Raw genomic sequence first — 20,292 nt, 5'->3', positions numbered from 1 at the left:
AACCTTCGAGACGGCCTGCGCACATAACGTTGCCTGCATTCCCCCGTCCGGCGCCCGGACACACCTTTCTCCGACAGCTTTTAGCGAGCATTGCGGCAAAAAGCGGGACATGCGGCGGCGATGTCGGGCATGACAACGCGAGCAATGCGCGCCGTCATTCACGGCCACGACCGTTGCCATGTCGATAGCGCAGGATCAATCGCCCGTGTAGCGGCGAAGAACCAGCGACGCGTTCGTGCCGCCGAAACCAAAGGAATTCGACAGCGCCACATTGATCTCCCGCTCCCGGGCGACGTGCGGCACAAGGTCGATCCTGGTTTGGACCGACGGATTGTCGAGATTGAGCGTGGGTGGCGCGACATTGTCGCGAATCGCCAGGGCCGAAAAGATCGCCTCGACCGCGCCCGCGGCCCCGAGCAGATGCCCGATCGCCGACTTCGTCGAAGACATGGATATCTGCGAGGCGCTGTCGCCGACCAGTCGCTCGACGGCGCCGAGCTCAATGGTATCGGCCATGGTCGAGGTGCCGTGCGCGTTGATATAGTCGATGTCGGCGGGCGTCAGGCCCGCGCGCTTCAGCGCCATCTGCATGCAGCGATAGGCGCCTTCGCCGTCCTCCGACGGGGCCGTGATGTGAAACGCGTCGCCGGAGAGGCCGTAGCCGACCACTTCGGCATAGATCTTGGCGCCGCGCGCCTTGGCATGCTCGAGTTCTTCCAGAACGACGATGCCGGCGCCCTCGCCCATGACGAAGCCGTCGCGATCGGCATCATAGGGCCGCGACGCTTTTTGCGGGTCGTCATTGTGCTGGGTCGACAGCGCCTTGCAGGCGGCAAACCCCGCGAGCGAGATTCGGCAGATCGGCGATTCGGTTCCGCCAGCCACCATCACGTCGGCATCGCCGAGCGCAATTAGCCGGCTTGCGTCGCCGATCGCGTGCGCGCCGGTCGAGCAGGCCGTGACGACGGAATGGTTGGGGCCGCGCAGCCTGTGCCGAATCGAAACCTGACCCGAGGCCAGATTGATCAGACGGCCCGGAATGAAGAAGGGCGAAAGCCGGCGGGGACCCTTGTCGCGCAAGGTGTAGCCGCCCTCGACGATCCCTTCCAGGCCGCCGATGCCCGAACCGATCAACACGCCGGTCGCGATCTGATCCTGGTCGCTTTCCGGCTTCCAGCCCGCATCGGCCAGCGCCATATCGGCGGCGGCCATTGCGTAGACGATGAAGGGATCGACCTTGCGCTGTTCCTTCGGCTCCATCCAGTCGTCGGCATTGAAGGTGCCGTCGGCTCCGTCGCCGAAGGGGATACGACAAGCAATCTTGGCGGGGAGATCCTCGACCTCGAATTCAGTGACCTTGCGCGCCGCGTTGCCGCCGGCAAGAAGACGCGACCAGCTAACCTCGGTTCCGCAACCCAAAGGCGATACCATGCCGGTACCGGTGATAACGACACGTCTCATAAACCGTGATCCACCCTGACTGTTCGATTCCGGAGCCGGACCACCTGCGATGCCCCGATCCGTGCCTCCGCTGAAAATCTTGTGACGACGATCATGGGGAAAGGCGGGAACGCTTTTGCTGATCGCAACCCGCGACAGGCACGGGCCAGCCCACCTCCCCAGGGCTGAGCGGGCCGCAAGAAGTGCGGCCCGTCAAGCGGCCTCGGCCGCGAAATGCGATCAGGCCTGGGCCTTCTCGATGAACTTAACGGCGTCGCCGACGGTCAGGATCGAGTCTGCTGCGTCGTCCGGGATTTCGACACCGAATTCTTCTTCGAATGCCATGACCAGTTCGACCGTGTCGAGCGAGTCCGCGCCGAGGTCATCGATGAAGCTTGCGCCTTCGCTGACCTTTTCGGCGTCGACGCCAAGATGATCAATAACAATTTTCTTCACGCGTTCTGCGATATCGCTCATGTCGGAGTTCCTCGACCTTCGTTTCTCTGCGGCGCCATGTGGCGCCGGTATTCAATTCACGCCTGATAGACCAAGATGGGCCAACGGGCAATCCATTCAACCGACACCGCGGAAACCCGTGGCAGCGAGGCTGCCGGACGACCTGACCGGACCGGTCGACTGCGCACAGTCATGGCCCGATTAACACGGTTTAAGTCTGTCGCAAAGTCGGAAAATGCCTGACATTCGCTTGCTCAACATTGAATTTCAGGCATTTGGCCTGCGTGAGACGGCCGGCCGCTTATTGCGAAAACCGACCGCCGGAACGCGGGATCAGATCATTGCCATGCCGCCATTGACGTGGATGGTCTGACCAGTGACGTAGCCCGCTTCATTGGAGGCGAGATAGACGACGGCGGAGGCCACCTCCGTGCCGCTTCCCATGCGCCGCATCGGGATGGCGGCCATGATGCCTTCCTTCTGCTTCTCGTTCAGCTTGCCGGTCATGGCGCTTTCGATAAAGCCCGGCGCAACGCTGTTGACGGTGACGTTGCGGGTGGCGATCTCCTGGGCAAGAGATTTGGAGAAGCCGATCATGCCCGCCTTAGACGCGCAATAATTGGCCTGACCCGGGTTGCCGGTGACGCCGACGACGGAGGTGATGTTGATGATGCGGCCGAAGCGGCGGCGCATCATGGGATGGGTCAGTTCCCGCGTCAGGCGGAACACGGACGTCAGGTTGACCTCCAACACGTTGTCCCAGTCCTCGTCGCTCATGCGAACGAAGAGACCGTCCTTGGTGATGCCGGCATTGTTGACGAGGATGTCCACACCTCCGAGCTCGGCCTCCGCCTTCTCGCCAAGCGCTTTGACCTCGCCCCGGTCGGACAGGTTCGCGGGAAAGATCTGGACCCGCTCGCCGAGCGAATTGGCCAGCGCCTCGAGTTTCTCCACGCGCGTACCGTGCAGGCCGACGGTGGCGCCTTGGGCATGCAGCAGACGGGCGATTTCCTCGCCAATGCCGCCGGATGCGCCGGTTACGAGGGCCTTGCGGCCGGAAAGATCGAACATGGATTTCTCCCTTGTAATTGGGGCGCTCTTGTAATTGGGGCGCTCAGGCCAGAAGGGCGGTCATCACCGCATCGATGTCGGCGGGCGTGTTGACTGCGATGCCGTTGAGATTCCTGTCTATCCGCCGGGAAAGCCCCGTCAGCACCTTGCCCGAACCGATCTCATAAAGGGTCGTGACGCCATTGGCGGCGAACCATTGCACCGTCTCGCGCCAGCGCACCTGCCCGGTCACCTGCTCTACGAGCAGCCGGGCGATCTCGTCGGCATCGCCGACCGGGGCGGCGCGCACGTTCGCCACGACCGGCACGACCGGATGGCGCTTTTCGACCTTGGAGAGCGCCTCGCGCATGGCTTCGGCGGCGGGCGCCATCAGGGCGGAATGGAAGGGAGCCGAGACCGGCAGCATCAAGGCGCGCTTGGCACCCTTTTCCGAAGCCAGCGCCGCCGCCCTTTCGACCGCCGGCTTTTCGCCGGAGATCACCAATTGTCCACCGCCATTGTCGTTGGCGATCTGGCATGCGCCGAGTGACGCAGCCTCGCGACAGACGGCCTCGACGTCATCATGCTCCAGCCCCATGATCGCGGCCATCGCGCCCTTTCCCACCGGAACGGCCGCCTGCATCGCATTGCCGCGAATGCGCAGGAGCCGCGCCGTGTCGGCAAGCGAAAAGGTCCCGGCGGCACAAAGGGCCGAGTATTCGCCGAGCGAATGGCCGGCGACGAACGAGATCCTGCTCTTCAGATCCAATCCCTTTGCCTCGAGAACGCGGATCACGGCGATCGAGACCGCCATCAGCGCCGGCTGGGCATTCGCGGTCAGCGTCAGCGTCTCTTCGGGCCCGTTCCACATGATATCGGACAATTTCTCGCCGAGCGCCTCGTCCACCTCGGCAAAGACGGATGCCGCCTCCGGAAAGGCCTCCGCCAAATCCTTGCCCATGCCGACGGCCTGGCTGCCCTGACCGGGGAACGTGAATGCAATGCTCATCAGGAGTGCCTCTTCCCTTGATCGCTGCAGGAGCGGAGCGATCCGGCCCGACGCGAACGATTCCCGTGGTTCAAGCGGAGCACTGGCGACGACTGCGTTCGCCTCCGGCCCGCCCGCTGTTTTCCCCTCTCCATTCACATTCCTGAACGGCGAGTCAAGCGCGCGGGGCCGTCTTCGTCGGTCTCTCCGGGCTTTTGCCCTTGAACTTCGTCGATCAAGACGTAAGTTTGCCTCCGTCATTGCCGCCGCGCCCCATCTGCTTTCGGCTGCGGCCATCATCCCGTTTTGTAGGGCGCGCCTTCTCCTCCCCCGGCGCGCATCCGCCACGACCAAGGAACGTCAACTCATGCGCTACAACCCGCTTGGCCGCACCGGCATCAAGGTCTCCGAAATCTGCCTCGGCACCATGACCTGGGGCTCCCAGAACACCGAAGCCGAGGCCCATGGTCAGCTCGACTATGCCTTCGAGCTTGGCGTCAACTTCATCGACACGGCCGAACTCTATCCGACGACGCCGCTTTCGGCCGAGACCTATGGCAATACCGAACGCATCATCGGCGAATGGCTGGCGAAACGGCGGCGACGCGGCGATGTGGTTCTCGCGACCAAGGTCGCCGGCTCCGGCCGCCCCTATATCCGCAACGGCGGCCCGATCACCCCGGAAGGGATCGACCAGGCGATCGATGCCAGCCTGAAGCGCCTGAAGACCGATTACGTCGATCTTTATCAGATCCACTGGCCGAATCGCGGCCACTATCATTTCCGCAACGCCTGGTCCTATGATCCATCGAAGCAGGACAAGGCGCATGTCGCCGCCGATCTGAGGGCGATTCTCGACAAGCTCGGCGATCTTGTGAAGGCCGGAAAGGTCCGCGCCATCGGGCTTTCGAACGACACGGCATGGGGCACAATGAAGATGCTTGACCTCGCGGAGAAGCATGGCCTTCCGCGCGTGGCGACGATCCAGAACGAATACAATCTGCTTTATCGCAGCTACGATCTCGATTTGGCGGAGCTGTCGCAGCACGAGGATGTCGGCCTGCTCGCCTATTCACCGCTCGCGGCCGGCCTCCTGACCGGCAAATATCTCGACGGGGCGAAGCCCGCCGGATCGCGCCTGTCGATCAACGGCGACCTCGGCGGCCGCTTCACGCCGCATCAGGAGCCTGCGGTCGCGGCCTATGTGGCGCTCGCGCGCGAAAAGGGCCTCGATCCGGCGCAAATGGCGCTCGCCTTCTGCCTGACGCGTCCGTTCATGGCTTCGGTCATCATCGGCGCCACATCGATCGCACAGCTGAAGACCGATATCGGCGCCGCCGAGGTTTCGCTATCACAGGACGTCATGAACGGCATTCGCCGCCTGCATCGGCTCTATCCGGCGCCGATCTGATCGGGACTGTGGCGACCCGCCCGTCAGGCCGCCATCAAGCGGCAGCTTTCGGCGCAGCGCCGACAGGCTTCGACGCAATCCTGCATCTCACCGATGCGTTCGCAATCGGTCGCGCATTCGGCGCAGATTTCCGCGCATTCGGCACAGACGTGCCGGTGATGGCGCGTTCCGACAAGCATGAAATGTGCCGCGGTCCGACAAATTTCGGCGCAGGCCATCATCAACCGGAAATGCGCCGGCTCGGTGTGCTTGCCACCGGTTTCCAGGCAATGACCCATCGCCGTCGAGAGACAGGCACTGTAGCAGGCGAGGCACCGGTCGATGCACTCCTGCACCTTGGGGTCTATACGGTTCATCTTTATCTCCTGCTGTTTGCGGGGTTAGCTGCTTGCGGGGGTACAGGGGGCAGAACAAGGAAGGCGGGTGTATGTTCCCCAGTTTCGGGCAGCAGCGCCCACAGATGGCCAAGCGCGGCAAGTTCTCCGCGATCGCGCCTTGCATTTGTCCGGAAAATCCGTATAAGCGCGCTGTTCGAAACGCCCGGTCTTCTGGCTGGTGGCTGAACGGAGGGCCGGCTTCCGCCTTGGAGGCCGCCAGGAATGACAGATGTTCCGGCCTCCCGTGTCTCCGCTCTCGACCGTCTCGATACAACACTTTCTTGCCGGCTCGTCGCAGCCAATAAGAACAGTCGTTGAGGCTTAGCCGCCGAGGTCCGGGCTGATTAACGCAAGAAAGGCAAGCCACAATGGCTCTTTATGAACACGTATTCCTTGCCCGGCAGGATATCACGCCGCAGCAGGTCGACGCCCTCGTCGAACAGTACAAGGGCGTAATCGAAGCGAATGGCGGCAAGGTTGGTCGCGTCGAGAACTGGGGCCTGAAGTCCCTCACCTACCGCATCAAGAAGAACCGCAAGGCTCACTACGTCCTCATGGACATCGATGCTCCGGCACCGGCAGTCCACGAAGTCGAGCGCCAGATGCGCATCAACGAGGACGTCCTGCGCTACATGACGATCGCCGTCGAGAAGCACGAGGAAGGCCCATCCGCGATGATGCAGAAGCGTGACCGCGACGATCGTCCGCGCGGCGAAGGCCGTGGCCCGCGTGAGGGCGGTTTCGACCGTGGCCCGCGTCCGGACCGTGGCGACCGCGAAGACCGTCCGCGCCGTCCGCGTGAAGACCGCGCGTAACCAGAAGCCGAAGGAGATAGATGACAATGGCTGAAGTTTCTTCCGCTCCGGTACGCCGTCCGTTCCACCGCCGCCGCAAGACCTGCCCCTTCTCGGGCGCAAACGCTCCGCGGATCGACTACAAGGACGTTCGCCTCCTGCAGCGCTACATTTCCGAGCGCGGCAAGATCGTTCCGTCCCGCATCACGGCCGTTTCCCAGAAGAAGCAGCGCGAACTCGCACAGGCGATCAAGCGCGCACGCTTCCTCGGCCTGCTGCCCTACATCGTATCGTAAGGACATGACTCTCCGTTGATCACCTGACTCAACGGAAGCTCAAATCCAGGGCAGGGCATTCTTCAGGTGATGCCCTGCCCTCTCCCTTCCGCGGTGGGCGCGGATCGGAACCGGCGGTAAACGCCAAATCCCATGTTGGGGCTACGCCGAATAGCAGCCCCTAACTGCGTTGAAGCAGGACAGCGAACGTGCAGAACTGGAACAGGACATCGCTGATCGTCGGCGCACTTGCCGGCATTACCGCCGCCCTTCTGTCGATGGGCGCGAATACGCAGTCGTCCTTTGCAATCGTCCTCTATGCTGCTTCCGCGCTGCCGATCCTGATTGCCGGGCTCGGCTGGGGCAATGCCGCGGCGATCGCCGCCATCGCCGCCGCCAGTGTGACGGCAGCAGGCCTCGCGTCCCCCTATTTCGCGCTGCTGATCCTCGTGGTCACCCTCATCCCTGCAGGCTGGCTCAGCCATCTTGCCAATCTCGCCCGCCCGGCCAGCGAGATCGGCGGCCCTGAAGGTGCGCTCGCCTGGTATCCGCTGTCGGACATTCTCAGCCACCTCGCCGGCCTCGTCACCGTCGGCATGATCATTGTCGGCTACATCGTCGGATATGACTCGAGCGTCTCCGACTTGATGGTCGATATGCTGATCGAGGCGGTAAAGGCGCAGGAGCCGCTCTACGATCCTGACGCGGCCGCCATCGCCCAACTGAAGGCGATGTTTACGCTGGCGCTCCCCCTCGTGCAGGGGGCTGTCTGGGTGATGATGCTGTTTTCGGCCTACTATCTTGCCACCCGCATCGTGCAGATGTCCGGGCGCTCCATGCGGCCACGGGAAGATATCCCGTCCACGTTGCGCATGCATCGCAACGCCATCTTCCTCTTTCTCGGCGGGCTCGTCCTTGCCTTTATCGGCGGCGCGCCGGCGGCGATCGGCGCCCTCGTCTGCGGCACCTTCGGCGCGGGCTTCCTGCTTTCGGGCTTTGCCTCCTTCCACTATCGCACGCGCGGCAGGGCATGGCGGCTCCCCGTGCTGTGGATCGCCTATCTGTCGGTATTCGTATTCACGCTTCCGGCGCTCTTCTTCCTTCTCTTCGGATTGACCGACACGCGACGCACCATCGCTGTCACGCCGACGGGAAAAAGCTAACCAACGAACAATGCCAAACTGAAAGGAACGAAATCATGGAAGTCATTCTCCTCGAACGCATCGCGAAGCTCGGCCAGATGGGCGAAACCGTGAAGGTTCGCGACGGCTTTGCACGCAACTACCTGCTGCCGCTCGGCAAGGCGCTGCGCGCCAACGCCGCCAACAAGGCCCGCTTCGAAGCAGAGCGCACTACGCTGGAAGCCCGCAATCTGGAGCGCAAGTCAGAAGCCCAGAAGGTCGCCGAAACGCTCGACGGCAAGTCCTTCGTCATCGTTCGTTCCGCTGGCGAGACCGGCCAGCTCTACGGCTCGGTTGCCGCTCGCGACATCGTCGAAGCGCTGGCTGCAGAAGGTTTCAACATCAACCGCAATCAGGTGAACCTCAACCAGCCGATCAAGGCCATCGGTGTACATAAGGTCACGCTGCAGCTGCATGCGGAAGTCGATGTGGTCATCGAAATCAACGTCGCCCGTTCGGCTGAAGAAGCCGAGCGCCAGGCCAAGGGCGAAAGCCTGACCTCCGCCGAGGCGATCTACGGCGTCGACGAAGACGCGCTGAAGCCGGGAGACTTCTTCAACCCGGAAGCTGAGTTCGAAGGCGAAGAAGAATAAGCGCCAGCGAGAGCTGATGAAGGAAAAACCCGGATCCCTTGCGGTCCGGGTTTTTCTTTGGGGCTCTACCGACTCAAAGCGCACGCTTTGCGGGCGACGCCAAAGTGCGAATCAGATAATTTCTTCGGGCCCCTTGCGTCAATTTCCCTTGCCTTGCAACAGGCCCGTTTCGTGCCTCGCGGCGGCCCTGTGGATGAGTGTGGACAACGGGCAAAGGCGACGGGCGGGGTTGCATGCCGCGGCACTGTTGCACGGCTACACTAGACGTGGACCGGAGCAGACAGCAAACCGGATTTGCTCGAAGGAACGACAGGCGGAACGGAAGATCATGAACGACGCAGCGCGAAAGCTCGCCCCCTTGGCCAAGGATCAGGCGGACCAGCACTATCGCGAGGCGCCGAACAACCTGGAAGCCGAGCAGGCGCTGCTCGGCGCCATTCTCGTCAACAACGACGCCTTCTACCGCGTGTCGGACTTCCTCAAACCCGTGCATCTCTACGAGCCGCTGCATCGCAAGATCTTCGAGATCGCCGGCGAAATCATCCGCATGGGCAAGACCGCCAATCCGGTGACGGTCAAGACCTTCCTCAAGGCCGACGAGAAGGTTGGCGACCTGACGGTCGCGCAATATCTCGCACGCCTTGCGGCCGAAGCCGTCTCGATCATCAATGCGGAGGATTACGGCCGCGCGATCTACGACCTGGCGCTGCGCCGCTCACTGATCACCATCGGCGAGGACATGGTCAACATCGCCTATGACGCGCCGCTCGACATGCCGCCTCAAAGCCAGATCGAGGATGCCGAACGGCGGCTCTTCGAACTCGCGGAGACCGGGCGTTACGACGGCGGCTTCCAGTCGTTCAACGATGCCGTTGCCCTTGCCATCGACATGGCGGGCCAGGCTTTCGAGCGCGACGGACACCTTTCGGGCATATCCACCGGCATCCATTCGCTGGACGGCAAGATGGGCGGGTTGCAGCGCTCGGACCTGATCATCCTCGCGGGACGCCCCGGCATGGGCAAGACCTCGCTTGCGACGAACATCGCCTACAACATCGCCGCGGCCTACGAACCGGAGGTGCAGCCTGACGGCTCCTTCAAGGCGAAGAACGGCGGCGTCGTCGGCTTCTACTCGCTCGAAATGTCGTCGGAACAGCTCGCCACCCGTATCATCTCCGAGCAGACCGAGGTCTCCTCTTCGAAGATCCGCCGCGGCGACATTTCGGAAGCCGATTTCGAGAAGCTCGTCGCCTGCTCGCAGATGATGCAGAAGGTGCCGCTCTATATCGACCAGACCGGCGGCATCTCCATTGCGCAATTGGCGGCGCGCGCCCGCCGACTGAAGCGGCAGCGCGGGCTCGACGTGCTCGTCGTCGACTACGTACAGCTGATGACCGGCTCGAAGAAGTCGGGCGAGAACCGCGTGCAGGAGATCACCGAGATCACCACCGGCCTCAAGGCGCTCGGCAAGGAACTCAACGTGCCGATCATCGCGCTTTCGCAGCTCTCGCGTGCCGTCGAAAGCCGCGAAGACAAGCGCCCGCAGCTCTCGGACCTGCGCGAATCAGGCTCGATCGAACAGGACGCCGACGTGGTGCTCTTCGTGTTCCGCGAGGAATACTATGTGAAGAACATGGAGCCGCGCGACGAGTTCGACCCGAAATACGAAGAATGGAAGATGCAGATGGACAAGGTGAAGGGCACGGCCGACGTGATCATCGCCAAGCAGCGCCACGGGCCGACCGGCACCGTCAAGCTCGCCTTCCAGTCCGAATTCACCCGCTTCTCGGATCTGGCCGATCCGTCCTTTACGCAGTATGAGCATTGAGTTTTTTCGGCGTCCTGACGCCAGCTACTCAAGCAGCAGCAGTCACCCGCCGATCATGGCCCTTCCGATGGCTACCACAAAAACACCGATCGCAACGGCTGCAAGCAGCGGCAGCCGCGTGGCGGCGATCGCGGTCGCAAGGGTGGCGAGCGTTTCGGCCGGGCCTGTGGCGAGTGCCGTCGGAGCGATGACGGCCATCAGCACGGCCGGCGGAATGGCCTCGAGCGCCCGCTTCTGCTGCGGACCGATGGCGATGAAGCGGATGAGGACGAGCCCGGCGATGCGCGTCAGCACCGTGGCTGCGGCCATGGCGACAATCGCGAGGAAGACATTCGGATCCAGCGTCATGCGGAGGCCTCCCGCTGCCGCCCCCTCGTGAGGGTTGCAACGACTCCGGCAGCGGCACCGGCCGCGATGTACCAGACGCCGGGTAGAAGCTGGTAAACGAGGACGGCGGCGGCGGCACTGGCCGCGAGCACCGCGCCGGTCTCCCGCCCCTTCCAAAAACTCATGACGAGAACCGTGAATACCGCCGGAAAGGCGAAATCGAGACCGATCGCCTTCGGATCCCCCAGGAAGGCGCCGACGAGCGACCCCGCAAGACTTGTCAGCACCCAGACGCAATAGAAGGGTATCGCAAGGCCGGCATACCAGGCAGGCGTCAACCGCGTCTGCCCAGCGCGCAGCTCCGCCATCGCCCAGATTTCGTCGGCAAGCAGCAGCACCGCGGCACACTTCGCCGGCCCGGAAAAGGCCGGCATCCTCATGCCGATCGAGGCGCCCATCAGCACATGTCGGATGTTGACGAGCAAGGCCGAGAAGGCGAGCGCGCTCCAGGAGGCCGGATGCATCCAGATGTCCATGGCCACGAATTGCGAGCCACCGGCAAAGACCAAGGCGCTCATCATCGCCGCTTCGAGACTGCTCAACCCCTTGGCAGCGGCAACGGCGCCGAAGACCAGCCCGATCGGCACCACGGCTGTCGTGAGCGGGGCCATCGCCCGCATGCCGCCGACAAATTCATGCAGGATTTCGGCCCTTTTCACGTCCGCGATCTCCGTCGTTGTTCACCAGAGCTCATAGGAGGAGAACCACGCCGGGTCTTGAACGAAAGTGATCAGCCGGCGCGGAAAGCACCCGGCGTGACGCCGGTTCGCGCCTTGAAGTGTCGGGTAAAATGCGCCTGGTCGGCGAAGCCGCACTGGTAGGCCGTGTCGGCCGCCGACCAGCCGAGCCGCAGCAGGCCTCGCGCCTCGCGCACGCGCTTGTCGGTGAGGAAAGCGTGCGGGGTGATGTGGAACTCCTTGCGGAAAGCGCGGATCAGATGTGCGCGGCTGAGCCCCGCCACCTTGGCAAGCTCGTCGAGGCCGATGTCACGCGCGTAATTTTCGATCAGATAGTCTCGCGCGCGATGCACGGCGGAGCTCTCGCGCGATCGGACGGGAACGATGATGGCGCTTCCGTGCCGCTGAAAAAGTGTTGCCAGGAAACTGAAAAGGCCTTCGTCCGCCTCGAGCGCTCCCGCCTTACCTTCGAGCGTACGGTGAGCACGGTGGAAGGCGCCGGCAAGCTCCGGATCCGTCAGCCATTGCCGCGAAAAGCAGGGCGTTCCACGGAACGGTCGGCCGGTGACATCCTCGAGAACCTCGACGAAGAGCTCCACCGAGGGATAGATCATGCGATAGCGGTAGCCGTCAGCGCCCGGATGCCCGTCATGCACCTCGTCGGGGTTGATGAGATAAAAGTCGCCCGGCCCTGTCCGGGATCGCTCGCCCTTGATGGTGCTGATCTGAGAGCCGGCTTCGATGGCGCCGATGCTGAACGTGTCGTGCGCGTGCGGCGCGAATTCGTGGGTGATGAATGTGGCGCTCAGACACTCCATGCCGTTGAAGCGGTGATCCCGCCAGAATCGGGTCCGTTCGGCGCCCTTGAGCGGCATGGCCCCGGTGGCCTCTTCCTGGGAAATCGTATGCATCGACCGATCCTACAGCGCCGCGCATCTTACCAAACGCGCAATGGCCGCCGTAGCACTTTTGAATTGCTGCATGTCCATTTCCTAAATCGAGGTCGACTTAAGGAAACAAGCAGTAGCGCCGTCACGGCGGGGCGTCTTGTACAAAAGTGCTCGCCCGCATCGCAGGCCGCATGGGCGAAGCCGTTTGCTGCCATCGACGCTTGCATGTAAAGCTCAAGCCATCGCCAAAGAGAGCCCCGCCTCATGCACAGTCCCGAATTTCTCGCTGCCTCCAACCGGCTCACCATCGACCTCGCCGCGCTTGCCGACAACTGGCGGTCCATGGACGAGCGCTCGGGCAAGGCCCGCGCCGCCGCCGTACTCAAGGCCGACGCCTATGGCATCGGGGTCTTCGAGGCGGCGCCGGCGCTCTATGCCGCCGGAGCGCGTGATTTCTTCGTCGCCAGCGTCGAGGAAGGCGCCGAACTTCGCCCGCTGATACCGGACGCACGAATCTACATCCTAGCCGGCATGTGGCCGGGCAACGAGGAGCTCTTCTTCGCCAACGACCTCGTGCCGATCGTCAACTCGGACGAGCAGCTTGCCGTCTTCATGGCCGCGCTTTCCGAGCGGGGCGACTATCCTTGCGTGCTGCATGTCGACACCGGCATGAACCGCCTCGGCCTCTCCGTGGAGGAAGCTCTCGCGCTTGCCCAAGACCCGGCGCGACCCGCAAGCTTCTCGCCCGTGCTCGTCATGAGTCACCTCGCCTGCGCCGACGACCCGCCGCATCCGATGAATCTCGGCCAGCTTCAGCGCTTCCGCGAGGTGACGGCGGCCTTTGACGGCATCCCCGCGAGTCTCGCCAATTCGGGCGGCGTGTTCCTCGGCGTGGACTATCATTTCGATCTCACACGTCCGGGAATCTCCGTCTATGGCGGCGAGGCGGTGAACGGCGCCGCCAATCGGATGAAGCCGGTCGTAGCCGCGGAAGCGCGCATCCTGCAGGTCCGTACCGTCCCCTCTGGCGGCACGGCGAGCTACGGCGCCTCGGCGCGCTTTACCCGCGATAGCCGCATCGCCACGGTCGCGGTCGGCTATGCCGACGGCTATCACCGCTCGCTTTCGGGCGGCGGTGTCACGCTCCGGCAGGCGATGCCGTCGGGCGCCGATGGCTTCCTGCACGGACAGAGGGTGCCGCATGTCGGGCGGGTGACGATGGACTTGAGCCTCTTCGACGTCACGGACCTGCCGGAAGGGGCCGTTCGCGCCGGCGACTATGTCGAGCTCTTCGGCCGCAATATCGCGATCGACGACGTGGCCCGTGCCGGCGGCACGATCGGTTACGAACTGCTGACGAGCCTCGGCCGCCGCTACTGCCGCGAATATATCGACAACAGCTGAGCCAGTCCGCTGTTGAAAACCATCCTTTAAAACGGCATTTCGCGTCATTATGTGACCGCCGAAAGCGATTCCCGGGTGGAGAGGCGCCGCCCACATCCGACTTCCGAAAGCGAATTCTCATGGCGAAAGCCCGCACCCAGTTCACCTGCCAGAATTGCGGCACCGTCCACTCCCGCTGGGCGGGCAAATGCGACGGCTGCGGCGAATGGAACACCATCATCGAGGAAGACCCGATGGGCGGTATCGGCGGCGGCCCCTCGCGTGCGCCGAAGAAGGGGCGCCCCGTAGCGCTGACGACGCTTTCCGGCGAGATCGAGGATGCGCCGCGGATCGAGACAGGTATCTCCGAACTCGACCGCGTGACCGGCGGCGGTTTCGTGCGCGGCTCGGCGCTCCTCGTTGGCGGCGATCCCGGCATCGGCAAGTCAACGGTGCTGATGCAGGCAGCAGCGGCGCTTTCGCGCCGCAAACATCGGGTGATCTACGTCTCGGGCGAAGAGGCGGTCGCTCAGGTGCGGCTGCGCGCCCAGCGGCTCGGCGCCGCCGACAGCGACGTGCTGCTTGCGGCCGAAACCAATGTCGAGGACATTTTGGCGACGCTTTCCGAAGGCAAACGGCCGGATCTCGTCATCATCGATTCGATCCAGACGCTATGGAGCGACACGGTCGATTCCGCTCCCGGGACGGTGACGCAGGTGCGCACCGGGGTGCAGGCGATGATCCGTTTCGCCAAACAGACCGGCACGGCGATCGTGCTCGTCGGCCATGTCACCAAGGAAGGTCAGATCGCCGGTCCGCGGGTGGTCGAGCATATGGTCGACGCGGTGCTCTATTTCGAAGGCGATCGCGGTCATCACTACCGTATCTTGCGAACCGTCAAGAACCGCTTCGGCGCCACGGACGAGATCGGCGTGTTCGAGATGTCGGACCGCGGTTTGCGCGAAGTCGCAAATCCATCGGAGCTCTTTCTCGGGGAGCGCAATGAGAAATCGCCGGGTGCTGCCGTCTTTGCCGGCGTGGAAGGAACCCGGCCGCTGCTCGTCGAGGTGCAGGCACTCGTCGCGCCGACCTCGCTCGGCACGCCGCGGCGCGCAGTGCTAGGCTGGGATTCGGCGCGGCTCTCAATGATCCTCGCCGTGCTCGAGGCCCATTGCGGCGTGCGCCTCGGCCAGCACGACGTCTATCTGAATGTCGCCGGCGGCTATCGCATTTCCGAACCCGCGGCCGACCTCGCCGTCGCTTCCGCACTGGTTTCGTCGCTTGCCGGGCTTGCCCTTCCGGCTGATTGCGTCTATTTCGGCGAAGTCAGCTTGTCGGGCGCCGTCCGGCCGGTTGCGCATACCGCTCAACGTCTCAAGGAAGCCGAAAAGCTCGGTTTCTCCCAGGCCGTATTGCCGTCCGCATCGACCGACCTGCCGAAGAGCGGCAATGGCCGGTGGAGCGAGATGGAAAGCCTGCCGGACCTCGTGGCGCAGATCGCCGGATCACGGCGCGCGCTGCAGCGGGCGGAAGAAGCGGAATGAGGCATCGGCCGCGCGATCGGCAGTGAATAGATGTTCTCAAGCGCGTGCGCGAGCGGCCGGTGTCGGATAAGCGTTGTATGACCCGCTTGGAGACGGGGTCGGAGTAAGGACAACATGCCCATCACAATTCTCGACGGTATCGTTCTCGGCGTCGCACTGTTTTCGGCAATTCTCGCCATGGTCCGCGGTTTCTCGCGCGAGGTTCTTTCGGTCGCAAGCTGGATCGGTGCCGCCGCCGCCGCGTATTTTCTCTACCCGCACCTGCTGCCCTATGCGAAACAATATACCGACAACGACACGGTCGCGATGATCGGTTCGGCCGCCGTCATCTTTCTGGTGGCGCTGATCGTCATTTCCTTCATCACGATGCGGATCGCCGATTTCATCATCGACAGCCGCATCGGCGCTCTCGACCGTACGCTCGGATTCCTCTTCGGTGCGGCGCGCGGCGTTCTCCTCGTCGTCGTCGCCATGCTGTTCTTCAACTGGCTGGTCGTGCCCCAGCAGCAGCCGATCTGGGTCACGCAAGCAAAGTCGAAGCCGCTGCTCGACAATCTCGGCAACAAGCTGGTCGAACTGCTGCCGGAAGAAGCGGACGCCACCATTCTCGACCGTCTGCGCGGCCGCGATACGACCGGCGAGGGGGAGAGCGAAAACCCGCCCGCCGCCACCGAACAGGCGCCGGCGACGAACGGCTGACAGAGGAAGCGTTTGCAAGAAAGCCCGCTGTGCGGGCTTTGTCTATTTGAAATGACGCTCGCCAGGCTTTTCGGCTAAGATTGCTTGACGACTGGCGGACCGATCACGATATGCGCACGGCACGGAGCAAAGGCAGACTGCGATGACCGATCTCAGATCCAGTGAAATCCACGACGAACTCGATGGCGATACGCTGCACGAAGAGTGCGGCGTTTTCGGCATTCTCGGGCATCCGGATGCAGCGACGTTGACGGCCCTCGGCCTGCACGCGCTCCAACACCGCGGCCAGGAAGCAGCCGGCATCGTTACCTTCGATGGCAAGCAGTTCTACACCGAAAAGCGCATGGGCCTCGTCGGGGATCACTATACGGATCCCGCAACGCTGGCGAAGCTGCCGGGGTATATTTCCATCGGGCATACGCGCTACTCGACGACCGGCGAGGTGGCGCTGCGTAACGTTCAGCCGCTCTTTGCCGAGCTCGAAGTCGGCGGCATCGCCATCGCCCATAATGGGAACTTCACCAATGGCCTGACGCTCCGCCGCCAGCTGATCGCCGACGGCGCGATCTGTCAGTCGACCTCGGACACCGAAGTCGTCCTTCACCTCATCGCCCGCTCCAAGCAGACCTCCTCCTCCGATCGCTTCATCGACGCCATCCGCCAGATGGAGGGGGGTTATTCCATGCTGGCCATGACGCGGACCAAGCTGATCGCCGCGCGCGACCCGATCGGTATCCGCCCGCTCGTGATGGGCGAGCTCGACGGCAAACCGATCTTCTGTTCGGAAACCTGCGCGCTCGACATCATCGGGGCCAAGTACATCCGCGATGTCGAGAACGGCGAAGTGGTCATTTGCGAAATCCAGCCGGATGGCTCGATCTCGATCGACGCGCGCAAGCCGGAATCGCCGCGGACCGAACGGCTCTGCCTTTTCGAATATGTTTATTTCGCCCGTCCCGACTCGGTTGTCGGGGGCCGCAGCGTCTATGTGGCGCGCAAGAACATGGGTATCAATCTCGCCAGGGAAGCACCCGTCGAGGCCGACGTTGTCGTTCCCGTGCCCGACGGCGGAACTCCGGCCGCACTCGGTTACGCACAGCAGAGCGGAATTCCCTTCGAATATGGCATCATCCGAAATCACTATGTCGGGCGGACATTCATCGAGCCGACGCAGCAGATCCGCGCCTTCGGCGTCAAGCTAAAGCATTCGGCCAACCGCGCCATGATCAAGGACAAGCGCGTGGTGCTCGTCGACGATTCCATCGTGCGCGGTACGACCTCGGTCAAGATCGTGCAGATGATTCGCGATGCCGGCGCACGCGAGGTGCATGTGCGCGTCGCAAGCCCGATGATCTTCCATCCGGACTTCTACGGCATCGACACGCCGGACCGCGACAAGCTGCTTGCCAATCAGTATGCCGACCTGGCCTCGATGTGCCGCTATATCGGCGCGGATTCGCTCGAGTTCCTCTCGATCGACGGCCTTTACCAGGCCGTCGGCGGCGCGCCGCGCGACGCGCAGGCGCCGCAGTTCACCGACCACTATTTCACCGGTGACTACCCCACCCGCCTCCTCGACCAGGAAGGCGCGAGCAACGTCCGCAAGCTCTCGGTTCTTGCCAGCAACGGATAACAAGACAACACAATGACGCCCAATCTGAAAGACCGGATCGCCGTCGTCACCGGCGCATCGCGCGGTATCGGCTACTTCACCGCCCTCGAACTCGCCAAGGCCGGCGCACATGTCATCGCCTGCGCCCGCACCGTCGGCGGACTGGAAGAGCTCGACGACGCCATCAAAGCTGGCGGTGGTTCGGCAACGCTCGTTCCCTTCGATCTCGCCGATATGGCCGCCATCGACAAGCTCGGCGGCGCCATCAACGAGCGCTGGGGCAAGCTCGACATCCTGGTTGCCAATGCCGGCGTGCTCGGGACAATTTCGCCGATCGGCCATGTGGAGGCAAAGGTCTTCGAAAAGGTGATGACGATCAACGTCACCGCCACGTGGCGGCTGATCCGCTCGCTCGAGCCGCTGCTCGTGCGCTCCGATGCCGGACGTGCGCTCCTTCTTTCGTCAGGCGCCGCGCACAAATGCAAGCCCTTCTGGGGACCCTACTCCGCCTCGAAGGCCGCCGTCGAAGCGCTGGCGCGCACCTGGGCGCATGAAACGCAACGCCTGCCGCTGCGTGTCCTGAGCGTCGACCCCGGCCCGACCCGCACCGCCATGCGGGCGCAAGCGATGCCGGGCGAGGATCCGTCGTCGGTGCCGCACCCTTCCGAGGTCGCCGCCGCGCTGATGCCGCTCTTCGGTCCCGAGCAGACGGAAACGGGCAAGCTCTTCATCGTCCGCGAGAAGAAGATCGTCGATTATCGGATGCCGGAATAGGTTCGGCCAGCTTCACAGCCCCCCATCCTGCAGCGCCGCGCGTCTTTTCGGACGCGCAAACGTCGCTATGACTCTTGGAATCTGCGCATAGAGCTTTCGGAAAATCGTTGGCGGAAGAGGGAGCTGGAAGCGCGACCGCAAATCCCCTTTCGCCCCGCTGCGGGAGAGAAGGTGCCGGCAGACGGATGAGGGACAGACGCGTCTGAACCCTCCGCCTATTCACTATCTCCCGGTAGCCCGTCGGTGCCATGCCCCGCAGGCCAATCGCCATATTTCCGCTGCCAGGCGCGCGCGCCGAACGGCAGACTGATCAGGTAGGCAAGCGCGGTCACCACCATGGTTTCCCAGGTATAGGTCATCAGCGTCGCGACATAGAGGACGACGATGAGAATGACCGGCAGCACGAGATCGCGGCGCACCCGGCTGGTTTCGGACTTTCCGGACCAGACCGGCAGGCGGCTGACCAGCAGGAAGGCGATCAGCACGGTGTAGGCTGACGCGACCACCGCAAAAATCCGCTCCGGCGCGAAGCCGAGCAGGCCGATATAGACCGGCAGGAGCACGAGTATGGCGCCCGCCGGCGCCGGAACGCCGACGAAATATTCCGACTGCCAGGAGGCTTTCACCTGACGCTCGGCCATGACGTTGAAACGGGCGAGCCGCAGGCCGGTCGCAATTGCGTAGATCAGGGCCGCGATCCAGCCGATCGAGCGCGCCTGATCGAGCAGGAACACGTAAAGGACAAGCGCCGGAGCCACACCGAAATTGATGATATCGGCGAGCGAATCCATCTGCCCACCGAAGTTCGAGGTGGCTTTGAGCAGGCGTGCGACGCGTCCATCGATCCCATCAAGGAAGGCCGCCAGCAAGACCATGCCGACGGCGAGTTCGAAGCGGTTCTCGAAGGCCAGGCGAATGCCGGAAAGGCCGGCGCAGATCGCCAGAACCGTGATCATATTCGGGATCATCAGGCGCAGCGGAATTTCGCGCAGCCGCGGCCCGCGCGCCTTGTCATGGGTGCCGTTCACCTCGGCGTCCGATGCCGGGCTGCCTGCCGCCTCGTTGTGCCTGGGTTCTTCCATCCGGGGCTCTTCCATGACCGCTCCTTACGCGCGCCGACTGATGACCGGCCCTTTTTCCGAGCCGAATTCGGCGAGCACCGTTTCGCCGGCAACGGCTGTCTGGCCGACGCTGACGCGCGGGGCAGCGCCTTCGGGCAGGAAGACATCGAGGCGCGAGCCGAACCGGATGAGCCCGAAGCGCTCGCCCGCTTCCAGCGCGGCGTTTTCCCCCGTCCAGCAGAGGATGCGGCGCGCGACCAGGCCGGCGATCTGCACGACGCCGATCGCACCATGGTTCGTTTCGATGACGAGGCCGTTGCGCTCGTTTTCGTGGCTGGCCTTGTCGAGTTCCGCATTGAGGAAGCTGCCGGCCCGATAGGCGATGCGCCGGACCGTTCCGCTCATCGGCGCGCGATTCACATGGCAGTCGAAGACGTTCATGAACACGGAAATGCGCAGCATCGGCTCCGAACCGAGACCCAGTTCCTCCGGCGGCGTCACATGGGCGACCGCCGATACGCGCCCGTCGGCCGGGCTGACGACGAGGTCCTCATCGACCGGGGTCATGCGCTCGGGGTCTCTGAAGAAATAGGCGCACCACGCGGTCAGCAGGAAGCCGATCCACATCAAGGGTTCCCACAGAAGGCCAAGCACCAGTGAAACGGCGAAGAAGATCGCAATGAAGCGATAGCCTTCCTTGTGCACCGGAACGAGCGTGTTGCGCACCGTGTCGACCAAGTTCATGAAATCTACTCCAGCTTTACGCGAAACGTCGCCTGAAGCGCGTCGCATTTTGAACGGTTTCGTGCAACGCGCTTCGGGCTTTTTCTTGTGCATGTCGCCGTCCAAAAACCGCTGCAGACTTTCGGGCG

At 63.4% G+C, this 20,292-nt stretch carries 21 protein-coding genes; 11 read left to right on the top strand and 10 right to left on the bottom strand.

What is annotated here, in order from left to right; translation table 11 throughout:
• Positions 1-195: 195 nt before the first annotated feature.
• From fabF to fabD, 4 genes are all read right to left on the bottom strand, one after another.
• Positions 196-1,461, bottom strand: coding sequence for a beta-ketoacyl-ACP synthase II (gene fabF / locus SJ05684_RS03760; RefSeq protein WP_034854243.1), 1,266 nt, complete (start codon positions 1,459-1,461; stop codon positions 196-198).
• Between the two features lie 219 nt (positions 1,462-1,680).
• Complete coding sequence (locus SJ05684_RS03755) at positions 1,681-1,917, bottom strand: acyl carrier protein (RefSeq protein WP_003531676.1); 237 nt, start codon at positions 1,915-1,917, stop codon at positions 1,681-1,683.
• Between the two features lie 312 nt (positions 1,918-2,229).
• Complete coding sequence (gene fabG / locus SJ05684_RS03750; protein WP_034854244.1) at positions 2,230-2,967, bottom strand: 3-oxoacyl-[acyl-carrier-protein] reductase; 738 nt, start codon at positions 2,965-2,967, stop codon at positions 2,230-2,232.
• Between the two features lie 43 nt (positions 2,968-3,010).
• On the bottom strand, positions 3,011-3,955 hold the full coding sequence (gene fabD, locus SJ05684_RS03745) for an ACP S-malonyltransferase (protein ID WP_034854245.1): 945 nt from the start codon (positions 3,953-3,955) through the stop codon (positions 3,011-3,013).
• Between the two features lie 346 nt (positions 3,956-4,301).
• Between fabD and SJ05684_RS03740 the strand changes: the two genes are divergently transcribed.
• Complete coding sequence (locus SJ05684_RS03740) at positions 4,302-5,345, top strand: aldo/keto reductase (RefSeq protein WP_034854246.1); 1,044 nt, start codon at positions 4,302-4,304, stop codon at positions 5,343-5,345.
• A gap of 23 nt (positions 5,346-5,368) precedes the next feature.
• Here SJ05684_RS03740 and SJ05684_RS03735 read toward each other — a convergent pair whose 3' ends face one another.
• Positions 5,369-5,701 carry a four-helix bundle copper-binding protein gene (locus tag SJ05684_RS03735; protein WP_034854247.1) on the bottom strand — a complete coding sequence of 111 codons (333 nt, stop codon included), beginning with the start codon at positions 5,699-5,701 and terminating at the stop codon, positions 5,369-5,371.
• Positions 5,702-6,090: 389 nt separating this feature from the next.
• Between SJ05684_RS03735 and rpsF the strand changes: the two genes are divergently transcribed.
• From rpsF to SJ05684_RS03710, 5 genes are all read left to right on the top strand, one after another.
• Entirely contained in the window at positions 6,091-6,537 is a 447-nt protein-coding gene (gene rpsF, locus SJ05684_RS03730) for a 30S ribosomal protein S6 (protein WP_034854248.1), read from the top strand.
• Positions 6,538-6,563: 26 nt separating this feature from the next.
• Complete coding sequence (rpsR, locus tag SJ05684_RS03725) at positions 6,564-6,812, top strand: 30S ribosomal protein S18 (RefSeq protein ID WP_003531693.1); 249 nt, start codon at positions 6,564-6,566, stop codon at positions 6,810-6,812.
• 188 nt (positions 6,813-7,000) lie between these two features.
• Positions 7,001-7,954 (top strand): YybS family protein, encoded by a 954-nt coding sequence (locus tag SJ05684_RS03720; RefSeq protein ID WP_095694200.1) that lies wholly within the window; start codon positions 7,001-7,003, stop codon positions 7,952-7,954.
• 35 nt (positions 7,955-7,989) lie between these two features.
• Positions 7,990-8,565: a 50S ribosomal protein L9 gene (gene rplI, locus SJ05684_RS03715; RefSeq protein WP_034854250.1), complete on the top strand. Its 576-nt coding sequence runs from the start codon at positions 7,990-7,992 to the stop codon at positions 8,563-8,565.
• A 328-nt stretch (positions 8,566-8,893) separates the two neighbouring features.
• On the top strand, positions 8,894-10,393 hold the full coding sequence (locus SJ05684_RS03710; protein ID WP_034854251.1) for a replicative DNA helicase: 1,500 nt from the start codon (positions 8,894-8,896) through the stop codon (positions 10,391-10,393).
• A gap of 42 nt (positions 10,394-10,435) precedes the next feature.
• On the opposite strand, the gene SJ05684_RS03705 is transcribed toward SJ05684_RS03710, so the two are convergent.
• The 3 genes from SJ05684_RS03705 to SJ05684_RS03695 form a co-directional block, all read right to left on the bottom strand.
• Complete coding sequence (locus SJ05684_RS03705; protein WP_034854252.1) at positions 10,436-10,741, bottom strand: AzlD family protein; 306 nt, start codon at positions 10,739-10,741, stop codon at positions 10,436-10,438.
• Positions 10,738-11,391: an AzlC family ABC transporter permease gene (locus SJ05684_RS03700; RefSeq protein ID WP_085939048.1), complete on the bottom strand. Its 654-nt coding sequence runs from the start codon at positions 11,389-11,391 to the stop codon at positions 10,738-10,740. Before SJ05684_RS03700 ends, SJ05684_RS03705 begins: the two co-directional genes overlap by 4 nt.
• A 119-nt stretch (positions 11,392-11,510) precedes the next feature.
• On the bottom strand, positions 11,511-12,368 hold the full coding sequence (locus SJ05684_RS03695) for an AraC family transcriptional regulator (protein ID WP_034854254.1): 858 nt from the start codon (positions 12,366-12,368) through the stop codon (positions 11,511-11,513).
• Positions 12,369-12,611: 243 nt separating this feature from the next.
• Between SJ05684_RS03695 and alr the strand changes: the two genes are divergently transcribed.
• The 5 genes from alr (at position 12,612) to SJ05684_RS03670 (ending at position 18,359) form a co-directional block, all read left to right on the top strand.
• Positions 12,612-13,751: an alanine racemase gene (gene alr, locus SJ05684_RS03690; RefSeq protein ID WP_034854255.1), complete on the top strand. Its 1,140-nt coding sequence runs from the start codon at positions 12,612-12,614 to the stop codon at positions 13,749-13,751.
• 119 nt (positions 13,752-13,870) lie between these two features.
• Positions 13,871-15,274, top strand: coding sequence for a DNA repair protein RadA (gene radA, locus SJ05684_RS03685; protein ID WP_034854256.1), 1,404 nt, complete (start codon positions 13,871-13,873; stop codon positions 15,272-15,274).
• Between the two features lie 114 nt (positions 15,275-15,388).
• Positions 15,389-15,973 (top strand): CvpA family protein, encoded by a 585-nt coding sequence (locus SJ05684_RS03680; protein WP_034854257.1) that lies wholly within the window; start codon positions 15,389-15,391, stop codon positions 15,971-15,973.
• Positions 15,974-16,115: 142 nt separating this feature from the next.
• Entirely contained in the window at positions 16,116-17,606 is a 1,491-nt protein-coding gene (purF, locus tag SJ05684_RS03675; protein WP_034854258.1) for an amidophosphoribosyltransferase, read from the top strand.
• A gap of 12 nt (positions 17,607-17,618) precedes the next feature.
• The gene (locus SJ05684_RS03670) at positions 17,619-18,359 is read left to right on the top strand and encodes an SDR family NAD(P)-dependent oxidoreductase (RefSeq protein WP_034854259.1); all 741 of its coding nucleotides are present in this window, start codon (positions 17,619-17,621) and stop codon (positions 18,357-18,359) included.
• A 215-nt stretch (positions 18,360-18,574) separates the two neighbouring features.
• On the opposite strand, the gene SJ05684_RS03665 is transcribed toward SJ05684_RS03670, so the two are convergent.
• Positions 18,575-19,441, bottom strand: a complete 867-nt coding sequence (locus SJ05684_RS03665; protein ID WP_034854260.1) for a CDP-alcohol phosphatidyltransferase family protein — start codon at positions 19,439-19,441, stop codon at positions 18,575-18,577.
• 24 nt (positions 19,442-19,465) lie between these two features.
• Entirely contained in the window at positions 19,466-20,164 is a 699-nt protein-coding gene (locus SJ05684_RS03660) for a phosphatidylserine decarboxylase (RefSeq protein ID WP_034854261.1), read from the bottom strand.
• Positions 20,165-20,292 lie beyond the last annotated feature (128 nt).

Source organism: Sinorhizobium sojae CCBAU 05684, assembly GCF_002288525.1.
GTDB classification, from domain to species: domain Bacteria; phylum Pseudomonadota; class Alphaproteobacteria; order Rhizobiales; family Rhizobiaceae; genus Sinorhizobium; species Sinorhizobium sojae.
Note: the sequence above shows the minus strand (reverse complement) of the source record. Positions and strands in the feature narration are given on the sequence as shown.